Here is a 19,017-nt window from a genome sequence, read left to right as displayed (position 1 = left end):
AATTTGTGAGCTATTCTGCTGTTTTGCCGCCAAGCCTAGTTTTAGATCCTCTGTTGCGTACCTGGTTGGTGGAGGATATTGGTCGGGGCGATCGCACAACAAATACACTACTAGTTAAAGATGTGACGCTAGGTTCTGCTAAATGGATCGCTAAAGCTTCAGGGATAATTGCTGGCTTACCAGTTGCAGCTAGGGTGTTTCAGATTTTGAATGAAAAAGTCAGCTTTGTGGCTGTGGCGACTGAAGGTGCACGGTGTGAGCCGGGACAGGTGGTAGCTGAAATTCATGGTTCGCTGGATGCGCTGCTGATGGGGGAACGAGTCGCGCTCAACTTGGCTATGCGGTTGAGTGGGATTGCTACGTTGACTAATATATATGTAGAGAAAATTGCTGATTTACCAGCTCAGTTGGTGGACACGCGTAAAACTACACCAGGGCTGAGACTTTTGGAAAAGTATGCGACTGCTTTGGGTGGGGCGATTAATCACCGTATGGGGTTGGATGATGCAGTGATGATTAAGGACAATCACATTGCGGCTGCTGGGGGAATTGGAGAAGCTGTTAGCCGTATTCGTTCTCAGATTCCTTATCCCTTAACTATAGAGGTTGAGACAGAAAGTTTAGAGCAGGTGAAAGAAGCTTTGAAGCATAAGGCTGACATTATTATGTTGGACAATATGCCTTTGGATATGATGCGTCAGGCGGTGCAGTTGATTCGCCAGCAGGATAGCCGGGTGAAAATTGAAGCTTCGGGGAATGTGACTTTGGAAACGATTCGCGGTGTAGCGGAAACAGGTGTTGACTATATTTCTAGCAGTGCACCGATTACTCAGTCGAAGTGGTTGGATTTGAGTATGAGGATTGTACTTTAAATATTATGAGGTGAATCATCCTACTACAAAGTCGGTGTAATGTCGCATTTTTGGAGGATCGAACCCTAAAACAATGTCTTCTTTGGGGACACCGAGTTCAACTAACTGGTTTGCAATCCCAACTTCAGTACCATCTTGTTGAATCCAAATTTTGCGATCAATGATGTCTAGGTGAAGGACAGTGCCATATAGTCGCTTTGAGCCGCGCCAACCAACGTAGACTAGTTGGTAGTGGTCGCGTTCGGTATCGAAAATAGTTTGGGCTTGGATGCGATCGTCCCACACGAGTTTAGCGCGTTCTGTTAGCAGATTTTTGGATGTGTTGTCGGTATTGGTTGACGGTAGCCATTGTTGAATTACTTCCCCATCAATATTGTAAATCAACAGGAAAAACTGATTTGACCGAATCAATTACCTAATTATTACTTTCCTTTTAAGGCTCTTTGGCGATTACCTGGTAAAAATCCAAATACTTTTGATAGTATCGGTGGCAATAGTGGTCTGACTAAGGTTGGTAAATTATTCATAATTGCTTCTGTCAATTTATTTAGAATACCCAAGGTTTCCTCAACCCAAGTAGGCTGTCTTTGAGTAATTTCCATATTTACCAAAAAAAGCTTTTCTTCTAAATTTCCTCTTTCTTCATGATAGTAATTAAAATCATTGTTACTTAACTTTCCTGCATTGTGCCAATTAGAAACATCATCTCCTAATTTCTCAGTGATAGAATAAATCTTAGCGTGGTGTTCTGAATTTTCTAAATCTTCAGGAGAGTATCTATGAATTTCCAAAATCCAGAATCCTTGTTTTTGGTGTATCTTAGACTTAAGTAAATCGATTTCATTAAAAGCTCTTTTGAAAGCAACTTGAATTATTTTCGTACTCATAAATAGCTAAGATATTGAATAAATTATCTCAATAGTACACTTAAAGGAAAGAGTCGATAAGTGTTATATTCATTGTTTTGACACATATCCAATTATTTTCCTATAGGAAAATTACTGAGTTGATTTATACACTCACTAAATAAAAGTACTTAATCTATCGCACTAGCTTTGCTCAAGCTAGGATGTGAAATAACAAGAGCGTGAAAAAAGCGATCGCTAACTCATCCTCTAAGAATTACCTGAGAATCATTGCAATGGTTACACAGTTACCATCTTCCACCCAAAAAGGCATTATTTACCCTGACAGCGATGGACAACCAATGGCAGACAATACTAAGCAGTTTGAATTAATTGTCTGGATTAAAAATAATTTAGAACTGCTGTTTGGCAATGACTCAAATGTGTTTGTCGCTGGAGATTTATTGTGGTATTCGGTGGAAGATGATAATAAACTCTGCCAAGCTCCTGATGTGATGGTAGTATTTGGTAGACCAAAAGGATACCGAGGTTCTTATCAACAGTGGCTTGAAGACAACATTCCCCCGCAGGTGGTATTTGAAATTTGGTCGCCTAGAAACCGGATCTCTAAAATGGCGAAAAAATTAGAGTTTTATGAGTGCTACGGTGTGGAAGAATATTATTTGTATGAACCTGATGTGCTTGACTTGACAGGCTGGCAGCGACGGAACTCAAGATTAGAAGTGATTGACCAAATGGTTGGTTGGGTCAGCCCTCGATTGGGGGTGCGTTTCGAGTTGACTGAGGAAGAACTGCAAATTTATCGTCCTGATGGCGATCGCTTTCTGACTTTTTTGGAACTAGATCAACAACGGCAGCAAGAAAGACAAAGAGCAGAACAAGCTGAGGCACAGTTAGAAGCTCTCCGTGCTTTACTACAAGAACGAGGAATTAATCCAGACCAATTGTGACCGAATTTAATTTACAAGTCTAAGAAAATAGCGATCGCTTTAAACAACAGGTTTACTAATTTGCAATCCCATGATTACTAAGTCCCGTTCAACGTTGTCAAGTTCGGCAATTTTAGGCAAATGTCCCCAACGTTGAAAACCAAATGTTTCAAAAAGTTTTAAACTGGGCTGATTGTGGGCAAAAATGAAGCATACTAGGCTCTTTATACCCAAACTAGGACTTTCACTAATTGCTTGTGCTAAGAGTTGTCGTCCCAAACCACACCGATGAAAGCTAGGGGCGATATAAATACTAATTTCGGCAGTCTTACTATAAGCAGGTCGTCCATAAAAGGATTGGAAACTAAGCCATCCAGCGATTACTCCGTCTACTTCGATTACCCAAAGTGGGCGTTGTAAAGGCGATCGCCCTTTAAACCAAGCAAGGCGGCTTTCCACAGATACTGGTTCTAAGTCAGCGGTTGCCATGCGGCTAGGAATTGCAGTGTTGTAAATTGCTACAATTGCAGGCAAGTCAGTTTCAGTCGCATGGCGAATGGTCATTGCTATCGTCTCAGAAAAAATCTTCAGAAAATATTTAAGAATAATACAGTGTTAAGAGTAGCAATTCTACGGCTTCTATCGTAATTGTCACAGATAGTTTGCCAGATAAGGTACTTTTACCTCACTTAACATATAATGGCTAACTCTACTAGCAAGTATGCAATGAGCCACTACAAAAGACATCACGCTTGCGATAAATAGAGGAATGTCCCTAAGCCTTGCCTATTTTATTTCTTATAGTAGATAAAGCTTATAAGTCCTTAGTTGTAAATTATAAGTTTTTATTCCTAACGTCTTATTCCCTATTCATTCTAGAGAAATAGATAAGTTTTTTACGTCAGGAAAAACAAACTATTTTATCTGAATATTTATATACTACTTTTGTCAGATTGAGAGAGTTGTAATTTTTAACTCAGCGAACATAAATGCTTTAATAAAGTTTTGGTTCTAAACCAGTGAATAGAATTCTAAATCCTTTAACAGTAAGGCTTACAAACAATTTTATCTTTTTGTGTAGACATCTATTTGAATATTATACATAACAATAAATTTTATTTTGTCGCCATGTTTATAAAAACTGGATGTAAGTTTGTATGAATGAGTACAAATTGTATATATAGCTAAAGATAGAGGTCATCATCATATTTTTTTATTTAAAGTTAATATAAATATAATTTTATATAGATTATTTATAAACCCAAATACTATGTCTATTAATTGTTTCAATAATAAACTAAGCGTGAAGCAAGATAGTAATATTTCAAATATTGTTGATATTGCGCTTTTTATAGATCAAATCAAAAGTAGTATTTGGCTATTTGGTATTCCATCTTGGCTTTTCGGAATAACCGATAGAAGCATAGCTGCATTAGTCGATGGTTATTTATCTCCTGTAGAAATATTTCAACTATTTACAGCCTTTTTCTTTTTTGTAAGTTGGCTATATCTCAAGCCGGAAGAAAGCTTTAATAGCAATGATTTAGAACCTAGTCAATATCAGGAATATCTCGCTCGTACTCAAGCTAATAAGCTTCAATTAAAAAAGCTACACATGATTAGTCAGGAGTATATTTTACCATTCCCTTATATTTGCCAAATATATCATCTATTGAACTTAAAACATTTGGAAACAATTCATAGGTTTAGCCTTAATAATCTTAAAATTCTTAGTATTAGCCAGTTCCAAACTACCAATGTCGGTGGTAAAATCACATTTAAAACGATATTAGATTCACCAGCTAATCCTCTAAGAATTTGGCGACAACCAACTGTGGAGGTAGATTTAATATTACATACTCCCTACGCTGTTGAACTGAGTATTCCAGTCTACAATAACAAAAGGATAATTGTTATATTTCATGCTTTCCCTTTAAATGACTCAGAACATCAGTTGTTTATAGATATTTATAGCGATTTAGAGTGGCCAAAACCCTTATTACAAATACTATTGCATTTTGCTTCTTGTTTGACACTTTTTGAAGATTTGCCGTATCTAAGAGCTTTAGCTGAGAAAAAAATAGAGCGTTTATTCAATTTAAGTAAGACTTCAAATCACGAGAGTGCGTTGTTGTTTAAAAGGTTTGTTGAGCTATACGGTTCGAGTGGAGAAACAACTAAATTACTTGAGAAAAGCAAAGAGAGTTAGGAGACGCGATTAATCGCATCTGCACAGGAGTTAGAAGTTTAAAACTTTCTAACTCCTAGTTTTATTTAGTTAAGCGCGTGCTAATAAAGGAGCAGCAGCTAGTAAGGTTTTGGTATAAGGGTGCTGAGGATTAGCAAAAATCTTTTTTGTAGAACCGAGTTCGACAATTTTACCGCCATTCATCACGGCAATACGATCGCACAAAAATCGAGCTAACCATAGATCGTGAGTGATGAATAGATAAGTTAACTCAAACTCTTCCTTTAATTGCAACATCAAATCTAGCACCTGCGACTGAACGCTGGCGTCTAACATACTCACTGGTTCATCGCAGATTAAGAGTTTCGGGTGAGTAATCAAAGCACGAGCGATCGCTACTCTTTGCTGTTGTCCACCAGACAAATCCGACGGATAACGCTCGTAATACACTTCTGGCGGTGTTAACCCAACTTTATTTAGCATCCACAAAACCTGTTCTTTTGCCTTCACTGGATCGGCTAGATTGTGGATAAATAAAGGATCTGCAATACTTTGTCCCACTGTCATCGCTGGATTGAGACAAGCATGGGGATCTTGAAAAACCATTTGTATCTGTCGCCGCGAGGAGCGAATTTCTTGACGCGACAGTGTAGTTAAATCCTGTCCTAAAAACTCAACTTTGCCACTAGTAGGACGAATTAGTTGCAAGATTGTTCGTGATAGCGTACTTTTACCGCAACCTGATTCCCCGACTAAACCGAGAATTTCTCCGGGATAAATATCTAGGTTGATACCATCTACTGCTTTAATTGTCTGCGCTTGTGTGTTAAGCAGTCGTTCGATAAAGTTAGGCTCTATAGTGTAGTGTTGCTTGAGTTCTGTAACACTCAAAATTGGAGATTGCTGATTAATAATCGGTAATTGCTTTTCTTCGTCATTGGCAATTATCAATTCTCCACTATCAGTTACTGCTTGAATATGTAATGCTGCTTTTAAAAGCGATCGCGTATATTCGTGTTGAGGTTGCCTAAATACGGTTTCTGTAGAACCCATTTCGACCATCTTGCCGTTGTACATCACGCCAATGCGATCGCAATACTCAGCCACCATTGCTAAATCGTGAGAAATCAGCAACAATCCCATGTTTTCTTCACCGCACAGGCGAGTTAATTCTTGCAATATCTGCGCTGATACGGTGACATCTAAACTTGTAGTAGGTTCGTCAGCAACAATAAACTTGGGGTTGAGGAGTAAAGCTAAAGCGATCGCTACCCGTTGGCGCATTCCACCGCTAAACTCATGAGGATACTGATTCCAGCGACTAGGGGGAATATTTACCTTTGCCAAGGTAGCAAGTGCTTTTTCTTTGGCTTCCCGCGTTGATAATTCTGGTGAGTGCGCCTGAAGAGTTTCGATACAATGCTTACCAATCGTCATTAACGGATCGAGGCGTGTCATGGGATCTTGAAAAATTAAGGCGATCGCCTCTCCCCGAAATTTCCGCAACTGGTTAAGTGTCAAGTCAAACACCGACTTTCCTTGAAATGTCACCTGTCCCTCAATCCGACTAGAGGCTGGTAGTAAACGCATTACTGCCCGTCCGATAGTTGATTTACCACAACCTGACTCTCCCACCAATCCCATTCTTTCACCTGGTTTTAAGGTGAAAGATACATCATCAACCGCCCAGCTTGCCTCTTCTCCACTTCGAGCAGGATAGGCAACTCGCAGATTTTCGATACAGAATAAGGCTTCACTCATAATTTAGTTATCAGCCCTGAGCTACCAGTTTTTATAATTTCAAATTTAGGATAGTCTATCAAATTAAGTATTAGACCTGTTTTATCAAACTTGCCTAAACATTAGCCAAACTTGATTTAGCGTACCCGTAGCATGGCAATAAATCTCCAGTCTTAGCAATTGGAGACAGCTATCGATATTCTTGATAACCATTGCTAAAGTTGATACAGCACACAACTATGATGTTACAAGTGCAAAATTTAAATCTGTAGGAACTAGAATCAAAATTAAGTCAGTAAATTAGGATTTTCAAGTTAATATTATGGAGCAAAATCAGCCAGAACAGCGCCGTGCTGCCGATCGAGTATTTCAACAATCCCTGGAAGAGTTGGAGGATATCTTACAAGAAAGTTCGACTGAGGAAGAAGAGATCCCCCAACTGCATAGTAGTACTTTCACTGAAGTCGAACTCGATCGAGACTTGATAGATATTGATTTAGCGGCTCTTGAGGACGCAGTTGCTGATATTGAACAATATCTCGAAGAAATAACAAAAACCCAATTGGGGTAAAAAGTTAAAATTTATTACTGACAAATTAGTTGCCGTTGAGCTTCGTACAACATTAAAGCGGCTGCAATCGCCACATTCAAAGATTCCACCCCAGGACTCAAAGGAATTCTGACTTGCCGATCTGCGATCGCTGCTAAATCTGCTGACAATCCAGCACCTTCATTTCCCAGTAAAATCATACTGGGTTTTCGCCAGTCCACTTCCCAATAAGTTAAAGTCGCATCGGGTAAAGTTGCCACTACCTGCATTCCTGCCTGCTGACTTTGTTGGACTGTCGCTTTTAAATCTTCGGTTACGGCTGTTGCGAGGCGAAACCATTGCCCTGCGGAAGCACGTAGAACTTTAGGACTATCTAAATCTACACTATCTCCACTGACCCACAACCCGGATGCTCCCGCGGCGGCGGCGGTGCGAATCATTGTACCCAGGTTGCCGGGATCTTGCACGGTTTCTAAAGCTAGCACTAAACCAGTCGATGGTAGTTGAGTTTGGCGTTCCTTTCGTTTTGCCGTTGCTACCACACCATCTGGTTGGACTGTGGTAGCGATCGCATTCAAGACTTCTTGACTGACAATTTCGGCGCGATCGCATCGGCTACAAGCTTCTTCCCACAGCGAAGCATGATCTAATTGCCAATCTGGGGTACAACACACTGTTTCTAGTGGGTAATTGACCGCACAAGCTTCTTCTAACAAGTGCGTCCCTTCTAGTAAAAATAACTGTTGCTTATGCCGCTCCTTCGTGGAGTGCAGCTTACGAATTTGCTTGACTAGGGAATTTTGTAAACTGGTCAACATTTTTTAGTTGTTAGTACCGAGTAGTGAGTGCTGAGTTTTTTCTTCTCAGCACTCACTACTCGGCACTGGTTATGCGGAACCCGGGACTTGAACCCGGAAGCCTTGCGGCACTAGAACCTGAATCTAGCGCGTCTGCCAATTCCGCCAGTTCCGCTGGCATTTGTGCTTATCGACAATTTCTAATTATTGCGTTATGTTTTACCTTTGTCAAGTAAAAGCATAATGCCTCGTTAAAAGTCTCTAATTAGAAACGAGTTTTTCAGCCACAAGGTCGAACCAAAATATTAACTCGACAGTACAGCATTGATTTTTAGAGAACACTTAAGTTATTTTACTGAGTATTTATTTTTGCTTAAAACTACTACTTATTCATTCTTTTTTTTAAATTTTTTAAAAAGCTCAAAAAGCTTGCTAATACTTCTTTCCAGCCTGCATTTTCACTCAAAAAACAATTTTTTTATACCAAACAGTGCTTTAAAACGTGGACATTTTGAATCTTTACTGTAGAATCAAAACCAACTTCAAACATATAAAATACGTATTACTTTTGGAGGTAGGCTTATTAATCCTTCTACCATCTTACCAGATGCCAAAATTACTCCAGAAGCAGACTCCTCAGTCTTGCAAATTTGTGGTGGGCATCCTTTGCGGGGTCATGTGAAAATTAGCGGGGCAAAAAATTCAGCACTGGTAATCATGGCTGGAGCCTTGCTGTGTCCGGGCGATTGTCGTATCCGTAATGTCCCTTTGTTAGCGGACGTAGAGCGGATGGGTCAGGTTTTATCAGCTTTGGGTGTGCAATTAACCCGACAAGGCGACATTTTAGACATCAACGCCAGCGAGATAAAAACATCAAAAGCCCCCTACGAATTAGTTACCCAGTTAAGAGCGAGTTTTTTCGCCATTGGAGCCATTTTGGCAAGACTGGGAGTAGCACAGATGCCCTTACCAGGCGGTTGTGCGATCGGGGCAAGACCAGTTGACTTGCATGTTCGAGGACTGCAAGCAATGGGAGCGGAAGTACAAATTGAGCATGGCATTTGTAATGCCTACGTCCCTGGCAGCAGCCGGAGATTAAAAGGTGCAAAGATTTACTTAGACATTGCCAGCGTTGGAGCGACGGAAAATTTGATGATGGCGGCTACCCTCGCAGAGGGTGAAACAATCATCGAAAATGCTGCCAGAGAACCAGAAGTAGTCGATCTAGCTAACTTCTGTAACGCAATGGGAGCGAAGATTAAGGGCGCGGGGACTAGCAGAATTATTATTGAAGGAGTCCCCAAGTTGCATTCTGTTGACTACAGCATTATTCCCGATCGCATTGAGGCTGGGACGTTTTTGCTGGCAGCAGCAATTACCCGCTCAGAACTTCTTCTCTCGCCAGTGGCTCCAGAACATCTCATCCCAGTAATTGCCAAGCTGCGGGATATTGGAGTAACAATAATTGAAGAAAAGCCTGACCACTTACACATTCTGCCAGCGGAAAGCCTGAAGGCAACGGATATTGAAACTCAATACCATCCAGGTTTCCCCACAGATATGCAAGCGCCATTCATGGCTTTGCTGTCAGTGGCAGAAGGCGACAGCGTAATTAACGAATCCGTCTTTGAAAATCGCTTGCGTCATGCCTCTGAGTTGAATCGTTTGGGGGCAGATATTCGTGTCAAAGGCAATGCTGCTTTCGTTCGGGGAGTACCAAAATTATCTGGCGCACCAGTATTAGGTACAGACTTACGAGCATCGGCAGCGTTAGTCATCGCTGGACTAGCAGCAGAAGGACAAACTACGATTCAAGGATTACAGCACCTCGATCGCGGGTACGATCGACTTGATATGAAATTGCAGCAATTGGGGGCTAAAATTCTCCGCGTGGGCGAAACACCACCAACAGATGCAGAAATCTCTCCCAGCATCAGTAGCCTGTCAAGTTGAAATTGATCGGTTGAGACTGACGCGAGGATAAGAAGAATAAGGGAGACAAGGTAAAATTTTCTCCCTTGTTTGCCTTTATCTCTCCCATCTATACCTTGCGATCTGCTGAATTCTCCTGATAGATAGAGGCTTTTCAGCTTGATCCATATCTTTTTTTGATGAATATTCTGGAAAAATCTGTGTTGGCTGTTACAATATTGTTAAGAAAAGTTGCCCGTTGCATTTTGGGAACGCGCAATTGGGTTTTAACTCTCTTGAGAAGACAACGCAAAAACATTTATAAGACCAGCTGTGGGAGGCTGGTCTTTTTGTTTAAAGTCCTGATAAATTATACTTATACTTTTGGGTATAATACTCATACTGTTTTATTAATTAACCTGAGTTCGGGATAAGAAATCCTCAAAAGCCTTGAATTATCGTTGTTCTGTCTAAAGCTCTGTTTTCATCTATTGTCAATAAGACATATTGCTGAGATTAGTTTCATTTGTGAACCTTATTGACAAAACGATTCCACTTTTATCCCTGCTTTGATCAATTCCAGTTTTATTCAATCCTGACAGAATAAGCTTTTTAGCTTCTGGCTTAACCCGAACTCAGGTTAATTACTTTTATTGGTTTGTAATACATTGGTTATTCATTTACCAAATCGCCTCAAGGTTTAGAATAAACCCTTGTAAAACATCTTCTCCTGACAAAGTAATAGGCGATTCCAATACCTCAACCTCTTGACCTTGCCGAAAAATCTCTACTCGCCGAGATTTACGATTAATTAACCAACCCAAACGCACACCATTATCTATGTATTCCCTCATCTTTTCTTGAGCAACTTTCAAACTATCACTTGGCGAAAGTAACTCAACAACAAAATCAGGAGTAAGTGGTATAAATTTTGTTTGTTGTTCTTGAGTCAGTGCATTCCAGCGTTCCAGTCTCAGCCAAGAAGCATCAGGGGAACGGTCTGCACCATTGGGAAGTTTATGATATCTAACACACACAATACCACTATGGGCGCTACCTACGGTGAGCTACGCGATCGCACCTCTCCACATTTCCAAAAGCGATCGCTGACTCTATGATTGCACTGTAGCAGAGCTTCTGTATAGAAAAATGAGCGATGTCTACAACGGGCTATTCGGCGTCGCCTTACAGAAAACCTTAAAAATAATGCGATCGCCTGTTGTGGAAGAATATACGATCGCCTTGTTTAGGCATTCAATTATCAATTTTGTGAAGTTGCCAATACTATTGCTGACTCCTATCACAACCCCAACCAATACCGCAAAGATTGCTCTAAAAGTTCAGCATCAGCATCAGCTAACTTGCCAATCACTTTGACAACTAAGCTTTTATGCACTGTGTATAAACCTCTCTTGACTGCTGTAGCAACGTTTAGCCCTTTGAACTGGACAAATCTGAAAAGGGATACTGAACCAAAATGATGTCATTTTTAGAGTAGTTCGCCATAGACATCATCCTCAGCGTTATCCCAAACTGATGAAAGTGATGTTTGACTGGTTTGAAGCCAAAATTCAGTTTCATCATCAGGAAGCAGCGTCACTAACACTCTTGTCCCTTCCGGTAATTCTTCTGACTTCAGCAATTCGATTTTTCCTTCTTGAACAGTAGCCCAAAGCGTTTTTAGCATATCTGTTTTATTAATAGTCATGCTTTAATTTTATGCTTCGATAGTTGATGAGGAGCGATCGCCTTGTAGAGAACTTCAAAAACTAAGCGTAGACGCGTAGCGGCTTGTCGTTAGACATCGCCTGTTGTCCAAGAGTGAGTGAGATCGCAATGGTTATTCTGATAAACAAGCAGATATCAAGCCTGTTTACGTTTATTTATAAAATAAAGAAACGCAGTCTGTCTGTCTGTGTATATTTGACTTAAAGTCCAGAGAAGTGGCAGTGTATATTTTATGTCTAATTATCAAGAAGTACTATTGCAAGCTCAAAGCCTAACTCATGAAGAGCAAATACGCTTAATTGAAGAATTGTCAAGCTTAATTCGTCAACAAGTGACGATGATACCTAAGCAAAAGCATAGCATCCTCGAATTACGTGGATTAGGTAAAGAAATCTGGAATGGCATTGATGCTCAAGAATACATTAATCAGGAACGTGATTCATGGAATGGCTAGTCCAGCTACAAGGGCAAATTGTTGGTTTGGATACTGCTCCACTGATTTACTTTATTGAAGAAAATCCTAATTATTTGGATGTTACAGATGCTTTTTTTGAAGCTATGTTTCGTGGTGATTTTAGCGTTGTAACATCAGTTTTGACTATCACGGAAGTGTTAGTCTATCCCTTGCAACAAGGAAACACAGCATTAGCTCAACAATATCGTGAAATTCTATTTAATTCCCAAGGTTTGACTACTATAGAAGTTTTCCCTGACATTGCTGAAAATGCAGCACAATTAAGGGCAGATTATAACTTAAGAACCCCAGATGCTATTCAAATGGCTACTACTATTCGTGGAGGTGCATCATTTTTCTTGACAAATGATGCGCGGTTGCCGTCTTTACCAGCGTTAACAGTGTTAGTGTTGGATCAACTGATAGTTTGAGTCTTTTTGTCTGTTGCGATCGCTGATTGTATGATGGCATTGTAGGCGATCGCCTAGCAGAAAACCTCAAAAATAATGCGATTACCTGTTGTGGAAGAGTGAGTGCGATCGCTTGATGTAGGTATTGTATTTTCACTTTTGCATTTTGCTATCGCTCTACTTTTAGCATACTAGCTCATAGTCTGTTGTTTGTTTTCAGCATTCAATTTTTAAGCATGCAAATGCCAATTTATATTACTATTGTTATAGTAGCATTTTTCAGTATTTTTATTGCTTTAATTATCATTAATGAATATTATTTAACCAGACCCAAATATTAGTGAATAAATTTTGTCGAATATCTTCTGGAATTAGAGTAACAATAGTGAGAAAAGCAACTGCTATTGAAAGCCAGAAGGTAGCTTGTTGAAGCCTATAATTTAATGTGATTGTTTTATAAGTTAAAATCTGTTCGTAAGATAACTTCAAAATACTAAGTTGCTGTTCACAGAATTTTCTGATTCTATCAATACGAAACTTTATGTCATCTCTTAAAAGACCTGAATCATTTTCATTATGTTTTTTCCTCGACATTACTGCTGCTTCTTGACATACATAACTCAAGAATAATTCTTCATTTATCCCTGTCCAAATTCTTGAATGTTGAAAGTATAAACCGTTAATTTTTACCATTTTAGAGATTGCTGATTTTAATCTTGTGAGTGTAATTTTCCCTTGCATTTGACTACTTAAATCTGGTTCTATCTCAGTTTTTAAATCTATAATTATATTCTCTAAAACTTCATAAAAATGTTCTAATGCTAGCAACGATAGTAAATCATAAAGTTTATAAATTATTGCTCCAGATGGTGATTGCCAATAATCTTTATGGGGTGCATCATTAGATTTATCATAATCGGCTAAACTGATTAATACCTGGTAGCTGTGAGAACTTTGATAAAACAGTTCGCTCCTATCTACTTTATAAAAATTCCACCAATTACTGTCTCTATAAATTGGATTTCGTTTGAAAGGATATCCTAAGCTTTCAAGAAAATTGCAACAGGCTCTGAATTTGTTAGATGTTTTTAATAGATGTTGGTTTTCAGGAATTTCACGCAAAGAAATATTTGTCTTAATAACTTCAATACAGGGCAAATAACCAAAAGATGAAAGACCAACACCGAAATTTTTTCTAAATATAAGTACAATACTTCTGTTTATCTCTAAGAAAAGTTCCTCAAGCTCTGCCTTCCTAACACGCCAAGGTGGAAGTGTAGATAAGGAAGTAATTCCATACTTAAAGCTAAAACCTAAAATTTCATTTTGAGGGCATGGAATGCTTTTAATTAATGTAATAAATTTATGAATAAATTCATTTGATGGTTTAACAATAATTGATAGAACAATGAAATAAGGAGCAATATAATTGAGATGAATATTGGCACTTTGTATCAACCTTAGTGATTTATCATTTTTTCTGTTTTTAAATGAAAGTGCGCCGACATTAATGGATGAAGCGCCTCCAGCCCCAGAGTTATATATATCGTTAAACCACTGATTAAGGTTTTCTTTATCACCGACGGAAAATGAAGGGTAGTTGGAGAGTAAGTTATTTAAACCTTGTTGAAGCTTGGGAAAATCTTCCGAAAAGAATAAGTCAGAGAAGCCAACTCGATCTAACTCAACTTCTAACTCACTTGGAGAAGCTATTAATTCATAATCGTGAGGGTGTAACTTATACTCTGCGTGGTGTTTTAAAGACTCCAAGAATTTCAGTTTGGGATTTTCAAGCTTCTCTGAAAATTCAAGTATTCTTTTCGTTGCCTTTATTCGTAATGATTGCCAAAATGTTCTCTTTGGTTTAGACCGATTTCGCATATATACAACTCTAAATCTATTGCAAGAAACATAAAAAGTGCTATATCTACACAAATTACCTTGAGACTTTACTGTTTATTGAATTTCTATATATCTTTTTTCATAATAACCAGTATCCTAAAGACTAGGTAAACAATCTAGGAATACTTGCCGCTAAACTGGCTTTCTATATCCAGTAAAAAGTCAAATAAATGCAGAAAGCACGGTATCACCGTGCCTCCTACCTTATTGGTTAGGTATAAGCCTAGTCTATCCCTTCAATCCGGTCTTCAACTTCTTGGTACAACTCGCGCAGACGATCTAAATTATCCTCGCTAGTCTCCCAATAACCGCGTCCATTCACTTCCAACAAAGTTGATACAATCTTGCGGAAAGAATGGGGATTAAGATTTAACAACCGTTTCTGCATTTCTTCATCTTTGATGAAAGTTTCGTTCGTATCCTCATAAATCCAGTTATCCACAGCGCCAGCTGTCGCACTCCAACCCGTTGTATTTACCAACCGCTTGGAGAGTTCGCGCACACCTTCGTAACCGTGAGACAGCATACCCTCGTACCATTTGGGATTCAACAATTTAGTACGCGCATCCAAACGCACGGTTTCTGATAATGTCCGCACTTGGGCGTTAGCTGTGGTTGTATCTGCAATATAAGATGCTGGTTTTTTACCATCACCCCGCAGACTTGCCACCAGCTTAGTGGGATCTGAGTCAAAGTAGTGGGAAACGTCCGTTAAGCTAATCTCGGAAGAATCCAAATTTTGGAAAGTTGCATCAGCAGTTTTCAATGTACTTTCAAAAATCTGCCGCGATTCATCCATGATTCCGGGGTTATCGGAATTGAAGGAGAAAGATTTCCGGTTGAGATACATTTCCTGCAACTCGGCTTCGCTATCCCAAGTGCTGTTTTCTACCGCCAAGTTGATATTTGACGAATAAGAACCGGAAGCGTTGGAGAAAACGCGCGTTGCTGCTTGACGCAGATTAATTCCCATATCTTCGGCTTGCTGCAAAGCGTGTTTGCGAACAAAGTTCATTTCTAAGGGTTCATCTGCCTCAGCTGCCATCTTCACGCCTTGGTCTAGCAGGTTCATTTGGTTGATGAACAAGTCGCGGAATACACCAGAACAGTTGATTACTACATCAATTCTGGGTCTTCCTAACTCTTCGAGAGATATCAATTCCAACTTGTTCACCCGTCCCAAAGCATCGGGAACTGGACGCACACCCACCATCCACATAATTTGCGCTAGGGATTCACCGTAAGTTTTGATGTTATCGGTTCCCCAAAGGACGCAGGCGATGGTTTCTGGCCATTTTCCTTCGTTTTCTGCCTTGTTACGTGCTAAAAGCCTGTCTACAACGATTTTGGCTGATTGGACTGCTGCTGTTGTTGGGATGGATTGCGGATCTAAAGCATGGATATTCTTACCCGTGGGTAATACATCCGGGTTGCGGATGGGATCGCCACCAGGGCCAGGTAAAATGTACTCACCTTCCAAGCCTCTGAGTAATGCTCCGAGTTCGTTGTCGGCACAAACTTGTTGCAGGCAAAATTCCAAATACTCAAAGAGGGGTTTTAGGGCTGCGCCATCAACTTTGGGATAGCCGAGTTTATGCAATGCTTCTACCCAAGGTTCCTTTTTACCCATGTTGAAGAAATTCAAGCGGGAAACCAAAGAAACTCGTCCTTCCGCGTCGATTTGCTCTTGGACAAGGGCGGTAACTGCTGCACGGGTTGCCAAAGTGATATCTTGCAATAACTGGACATCTTCTAAAATGCCTCTGTCATTATTTTGGTAAATATCATCAATGTTACGCCCAATGCTGTTAGCGATAATTCCCGGTAAGCCTTGAAGTCCTTCTTCTTGACGATCTAGACTAGCAATGTTGACGAGAGTTGCGATCGCTTCTTCTGCACTTGGCGGTTTACCAATGACGTGCAACCCACAAGGCAACAACCGAGACTCGATTTCCATCAACTTGCGGTAGACGTTGCCAACAATATTATCGCGATCGTCGGCACTCATGTCTCTGGCATCGGTTTCTGGCAGGTGAATATCCTTATCCAGATTCACGATCCGGCATTTATCCATGATGCTGTTGACAATGGAAACACCGCGTCCACTATCTTTCAAGGTTTGGTAGGAAGCAATTAACTCGCTGAGTTCCTTCAAACCTTTATACAAACCAGCATTTTCTGCCGGCGGTGTCAAGTAAGAAATTGTTTCGGCGTAACTCCGACGTTTGGCAATTGTCGCCTCACTCGGATTATTCGCTGCGTAGTAATACAGGTTGGGAATTGAGCCAATCAAGTTATCTGGATAACAGTCGCCAGACATCCCCATCTGTTTACCTGGCATGAATTCCAAGGAACCGTGTGTACCAAAGTGCAGTACAGCATCAGCTTTCCAAACTTGCTCTAGGTAAGTGTAGTAGGCAGCAAAACCGTGGTGAGGACTAGCTGAACGGGAGAATAGCAGCCGCATCGGATCGCCTTCGTAACCAAATGTAGGTTGGACACCGATGAAGACGTTACCGAATTGCTTACCATAAATCAGCAGGTTTTGCCCGTCGCTGTTGAGATGTCCGGGAGGTGGCCCCCAGTTTTCCTCTAGGCGTTGAGAATATGGGGTCAGCGCCTCATACTCAGGAACCGACATTTTGTAAGCAACGTTCAGTTCTGGGCTGTTGTACTGCGCTTGAGCGTCATGGATGACTTCTTGCATCAACGCTTCAGCTGATTCTGGCAATTCTGGTAAGTCGTAGCCGTTATTTTTAAGGGCTTTCATCACCTCGTAAATTGAGCCGAATACATCCAAGTAAGCGGCGGTTCCCACATTGCCTTTATCTGGTGGGAAGCTGAAAACGGTGATAGCGACTTTTTTATCCAGCTTCGGCTTGCGGCGGAGGTTCGCCCATTTTAAAGCGCGTTCGGCTACCGCTTCCACCCGATCGCGCAGTGCGATCGCTTTCCCGGTAGTTCCATCTCTACCCGATAAGATAATCGGCTCAATTGCTCCATCCAATTCCGGGATTGCAATTTGCAAAGCTACTTGAATTGGATGTAACCCTAAATCGCTATCCATCCACTCTTCTGTGGTTTGGAATACTAAGGGTAACGCCACCATGTAAGGACGGTTTAAGCGTTTGAGTGACTCAATTGCTTTGGGATGATCTTGTCTGGCTGGGCCACCCACTAAAGCAAAACCAGTCAGCGATATCACTGCATCTACCAACTGTGTGTTAGTAGTTGGTTCATAGAAGTAGGCATCTACAGGCTTGGAGAAGTCCAAACCACCAGCAAACACAGGTAGTACCCGTGCGCCTAATGCTTCCAACTCCTGCACCATCGCCACATAATGGGCATCATCCCCTGTAACTAGGTGGGTGCGTTGCAATACTAACCCGACACAAGGAGCTAGGGGATCTTTGAGATCGCTAGAAATATCCTTACGAGCTGTATACCAATTGAGGTACTCTCTGACATCTTCAAACATACTGGGGGCCAAAGGATGCCAAATCCCTAGATCGGGATAAACCACAGGCTGTTCGTATGTAGAAGGTGCAAAATTTTGTTTTTCTAAACCTTTAAATACATATTTATCAGCTAGCATCAGCAAGAAGTTTTCCAGGTTTTCTGGAGAACCACCTAGCCAATACTGAAAACTGAGCATGAAATTTCGGGCATCCTGTGCCTTGTCCATCGGTAAAAACTTCAGCACTTGCGGCAGTGTTCGCAAAAGCTTCAGCATCCCATCTTGAAATCCCGCACCGGATTTTTCTTTGCGTTTCCGCATGAATTGGGCGATCGCACTTTTTGACTGACCCAACTGTGCCAGAGAAAAGCTGCCCATTTTACTCAGGCGCATTACCTCTGGCATGGAGGGAAAGACAACAGAAACATCCAAGCGATCGCGGTGTGGTTCTACTGCTGCTACTACTTTCTGTGCTAAGTCTTCGATGAAAATGAGGGAAGCGATGAAGATATTCGCACTCTCGATTTCTCGTTTGAACTCTTCGTAATTCTCTGGGTCGCGGAGTTCCTCAATCAAGTACCCGCTGATTTCAATCGCCAAGTTGGGATTGTTCGCGTTAATCGTGCGAACTGCTTGCGACAAAGCACTCTGGTACTGGGACTCAAGCACGACATAGACCACCTTGATTAAACTACGTCCGCGTAAGTTATCAGGCGCAATGTGTCTAATGGTGGACTTGACGTGTGTGAACATGCTTCTTCGGCTCCTTTGATGCGTGTTCTCTGAAGGAAGTTCCTAGCGGCATCATCAGCCACAGGTAACTTGCGATTTTTTAGGCAATATCTGTTTTTTATCAGAAAACGCTTGCCCAGTAGGCATTTTATCCCCTATATGACACAAATCGATATAAAAAACGAAATATTTCTTCGTAATTGTTGACTTTGTATAAAAGTATTTACTCACTTTTTTGTAAATTTTTTGAAATACTTATTTTTAATAGTTAAATAGCTATTCAGATATATTATTGCATCGCAAAATAAAATCCGCTTGTGCGGGTTATAAAATTGATTATATTTGGCGAGATACGTAGCCGATCGTAGACATCGCCTAATTTATACAAGTTAAAAATGAAGTATAAAATTTCTCGTCATGTACAGACAAATATAGTGCGTAGCAGCTTATCTAAAAGAATGCTATAGATCCATTTGTAGGG

Annotated in this window: 15 protein-coding genes, 1 tRNA gene and 2 pseudogenes; 8 read left to right on the top strand and 10 right to left on the bottom strand. The window is 40.6% G+C overall.

Annotation, left to right across the window (positions count from 1 at the left end; genetic code table 11):
• Positions 1–5: 5 nt before the first annotated feature.
• Positions 6–872: a carboxylating nicotinate-nucleotide diphosphorylase gene (nadC, locus tag V7K45_RS22290; protein ID WP_335007169.1), complete on the top strand. Its 867-nt coding sequence runs from the start codon at positions 6–8 to the stop codon at positions 870–872.
• A gap of 15 nt (positions 873–887) precedes the next feature.
• Here nadC and V7K45_RS22285 read toward each other — a convergent pair.
• Positions 888–1,221, bottom strand: a pseudogene (locus V7K45_RS22285) (XisI protein).
• A gap of 73 nt (positions 1,222–1,294) precedes the next feature.
• Complete coding sequence (locus V7K45_RS22280; protein ID WP_335007165.1) at positions 1,295–1,759, bottom strand: hypothetical protein; 465 nt, start codon at positions 1,757–1,759, stop codon at positions 1,295–1,297.
• A 254-nt stretch (positions 1,760–2,013) separates the two neighbouring features.
• Here V7K45_RS22280 and V7K45_RS22275 point away from each other — a divergent pair, with 254 nt between their 5' ends.
• On the top strand, positions 2,014–2,688 hold the full coding sequence (locus tag V7K45_RS22275; protein ID WP_335007164.1) for a Uma2 family endonuclease: 675 nt from the start codon (positions 2,014–2,016) through the stop codon (positions 2,686–2,688).
• Positions 2,689–2,727: 39 nt separating this feature from the next.
• On the opposite strand, the gene V7K45_RS22270 is transcribed toward V7K45_RS22275, so the two are convergent.
• Entirely contained in the window at positions 2,728–3,231 is a 504-nt protein-coding gene (locus tag V7K45_RS22270; RefSeq protein WP_335007163.1) for a GNAT family N-acetyltransferase, read from the bottom strand.
• 706 nt (positions 3,232–3,937) lie between these two features.
• On the opposite strand from V7K45_RS22270, the gene V7K45_RS22265 reads away from it, so the two are divergent.
• Positions 3,938–4,876: a hypothetical protein gene (locus V7K45_RS22265; protein WP_335007162.1), complete on the top strand. Its 939-nt coding sequence runs from the start codon at positions 3,938–3,940 to the stop codon at positions 4,874–4,876.
• Positions 4,877–4,945: 69 nt separating this feature from the next.
• Here the strand turns inward: V7K45_RS22265 and V7K45_RS22260 are convergent, their stop codons facing one another.
• Positions 4,946–6,616 (bottom strand): ABC transporter ATP-binding protein, encoded by a 1,671-nt coding sequence (locus V7K45_RS22260; protein WP_335007161.1) that lies wholly within the window; start codon positions 6,614–6,616, stop codon positions 4,946–4,948.
• 301 nt (positions 6,617–6,917) lie between these two features.
• Between V7K45_RS22260 and V7K45_RS22255 the strand changes: the two genes are divergently transcribed.
• Positions 6,918–7,166, top strand: coding sequence for a hypothetical protein (locus V7K45_RS22255; RefSeq protein ID WP_335007160.1), 249 nt, complete (start codon positions 6,918–6,920; stop codon positions 7,164–7,166).
• A gap of 14 nt (positions 7,167–7,180) precedes the next feature.
• Here V7K45_RS22255 and V7K45_RS22250 read toward each other — a convergent pair whose 3' ends face one another.
• Positions 7,181–7,963: a TrmH family RNA methyltransferase gene (locus V7K45_RS22250; protein WP_335007159.1), complete on the bottom strand. Its 783-nt coding sequence runs from the start codon at positions 7,961–7,963 to the stop codon at positions 7,181–7,183.
• A 72-nt stretch (positions 7,964–8,035) separates the two neighbouring features.
• Positions 8,036–8,117, bottom strand: a tRNA-Leu gene (locus V7K45_RS22245).
• Between the two features lie 407 nt (positions 8,118–8,524).
• On the opposite strand from V7K45_RS22245, the gene murA reads away from it, so the two are divergent.
• Positions 8,525–9,895 carry a UDP-N-acetylglucosamine 1-carboxyvinyltransferase gene (gene murA, locus V7K45_RS22240; protein ID WP_335007168.1) on the top strand — a complete coding sequence of 457 codons (1,371 nt, stop codon included), beginning with the start codon at positions 8,525–8,527 and terminating at the stop codon, positions 9,893–9,895.
• Between the two features lie 638 nt (positions 9,896–10,533).
• Here murA and V7K45_RS22235 read toward each other — a convergent pair.
• Positions 10,534–10,872: pseudogene (locus tag V7K45_RS22235) on the bottom strand (Uma2 family endonuclease); the annotation flags it as partial.
• 130 nt (positions 10,873–11,002) lie between these two features.
• On the opposite strand from V7K45_RS22235, the gene V7K45_RS22230 reads away from it, so the two are divergent.
• Positions 11,003–11,230, top strand: a complete 228-nt coding sequence (locus V7K45_RS22230; protein WP_335007158.1) for a hypothetical protein — start codon at positions 11,003–11,005, stop codon at positions 11,228–11,230.
• Between the two features lie 112 nt (positions 11,231–11,342).
• Here the strand turns inward: V7K45_RS22230 and V7K45_RS22225 are convergent, their stop codons facing one another.
• Positions 11,343–11,561: a hypothetical protein gene (locus V7K45_RS22225; RefSeq protein ID WP_335007157.1), complete on the bottom strand. Its 219-nt coding sequence runs from the start codon at positions 11,559–11,561 to the stop codon at positions 11,343–11,345.
• Between the two features lie 252 nt (positions 11,562–11,813).
• On the opposite strand from V7K45_RS22225, the gene V7K45_RS22220 reads away from it, so the two are divergent.
• A complete protein-coding gene (locus tag V7K45_RS22220; RefSeq protein ID WP_335007156.1) occupies positions 11,814–12,035 on the top strand; it encodes a hypothetical protein in 222 nt (73 codons plus the stop codon).
• A complete protein-coding gene (locus V7K45_RS22215; protein WP_335007155.1) occupies positions 12,023–12,466 on the top strand; it encodes a type II toxin-antitoxin system VapC family toxin in 444 nt (147 codons plus the stop codon). Before V7K45_RS22220 ends, V7K45_RS22215 begins: the two co-directional genes overlap by 13 nt.
• 285 nt (positions 12,467–12,751) lie before the next feature.
• Here V7K45_RS22215 and V7K45_RS22210 read toward each other — a convergent pair whose 3' ends face one another.
• Together V7K45_RS22210 and V7K45_RS22205 are read right to left on the bottom strand one after the other, a co-directional pair.
• A complete protein-coding gene (locus V7K45_RS22210; protein WP_335007154.1) occupies positions 12,752–14,326 on the bottom strand; it encodes a hypothetical protein in 1,575 nt (524 codons plus the stop codon).
• Between the two features lie 244 nt (positions 14,327–14,570).
• The gene (locus V7K45_RS22205) at positions 14,571–18,557 is read right to left on the bottom strand and encodes a magnesium chelatase subunit H (protein ID WP_335007153.1); all 3,987 of its coding nucleotides are present in this window, start codon (positions 18,555–18,557) and stop codon (positions 14,571–14,573) included.
• Positions 18,558–19,017: the final 460 nt, after the last annotated feature.

Source organism: Nostoc sp. (assembly GCF_036917375.1).
Classification (GTDB): domain Bacteria; phylum Cyanobacteriota; class Cyanobacteriia; order Cyanobacteriales; family Nostocaceae; genus Nostoc.
This window is presented reverse-complemented; position numbering and strand designations above follow the sequence as displayed.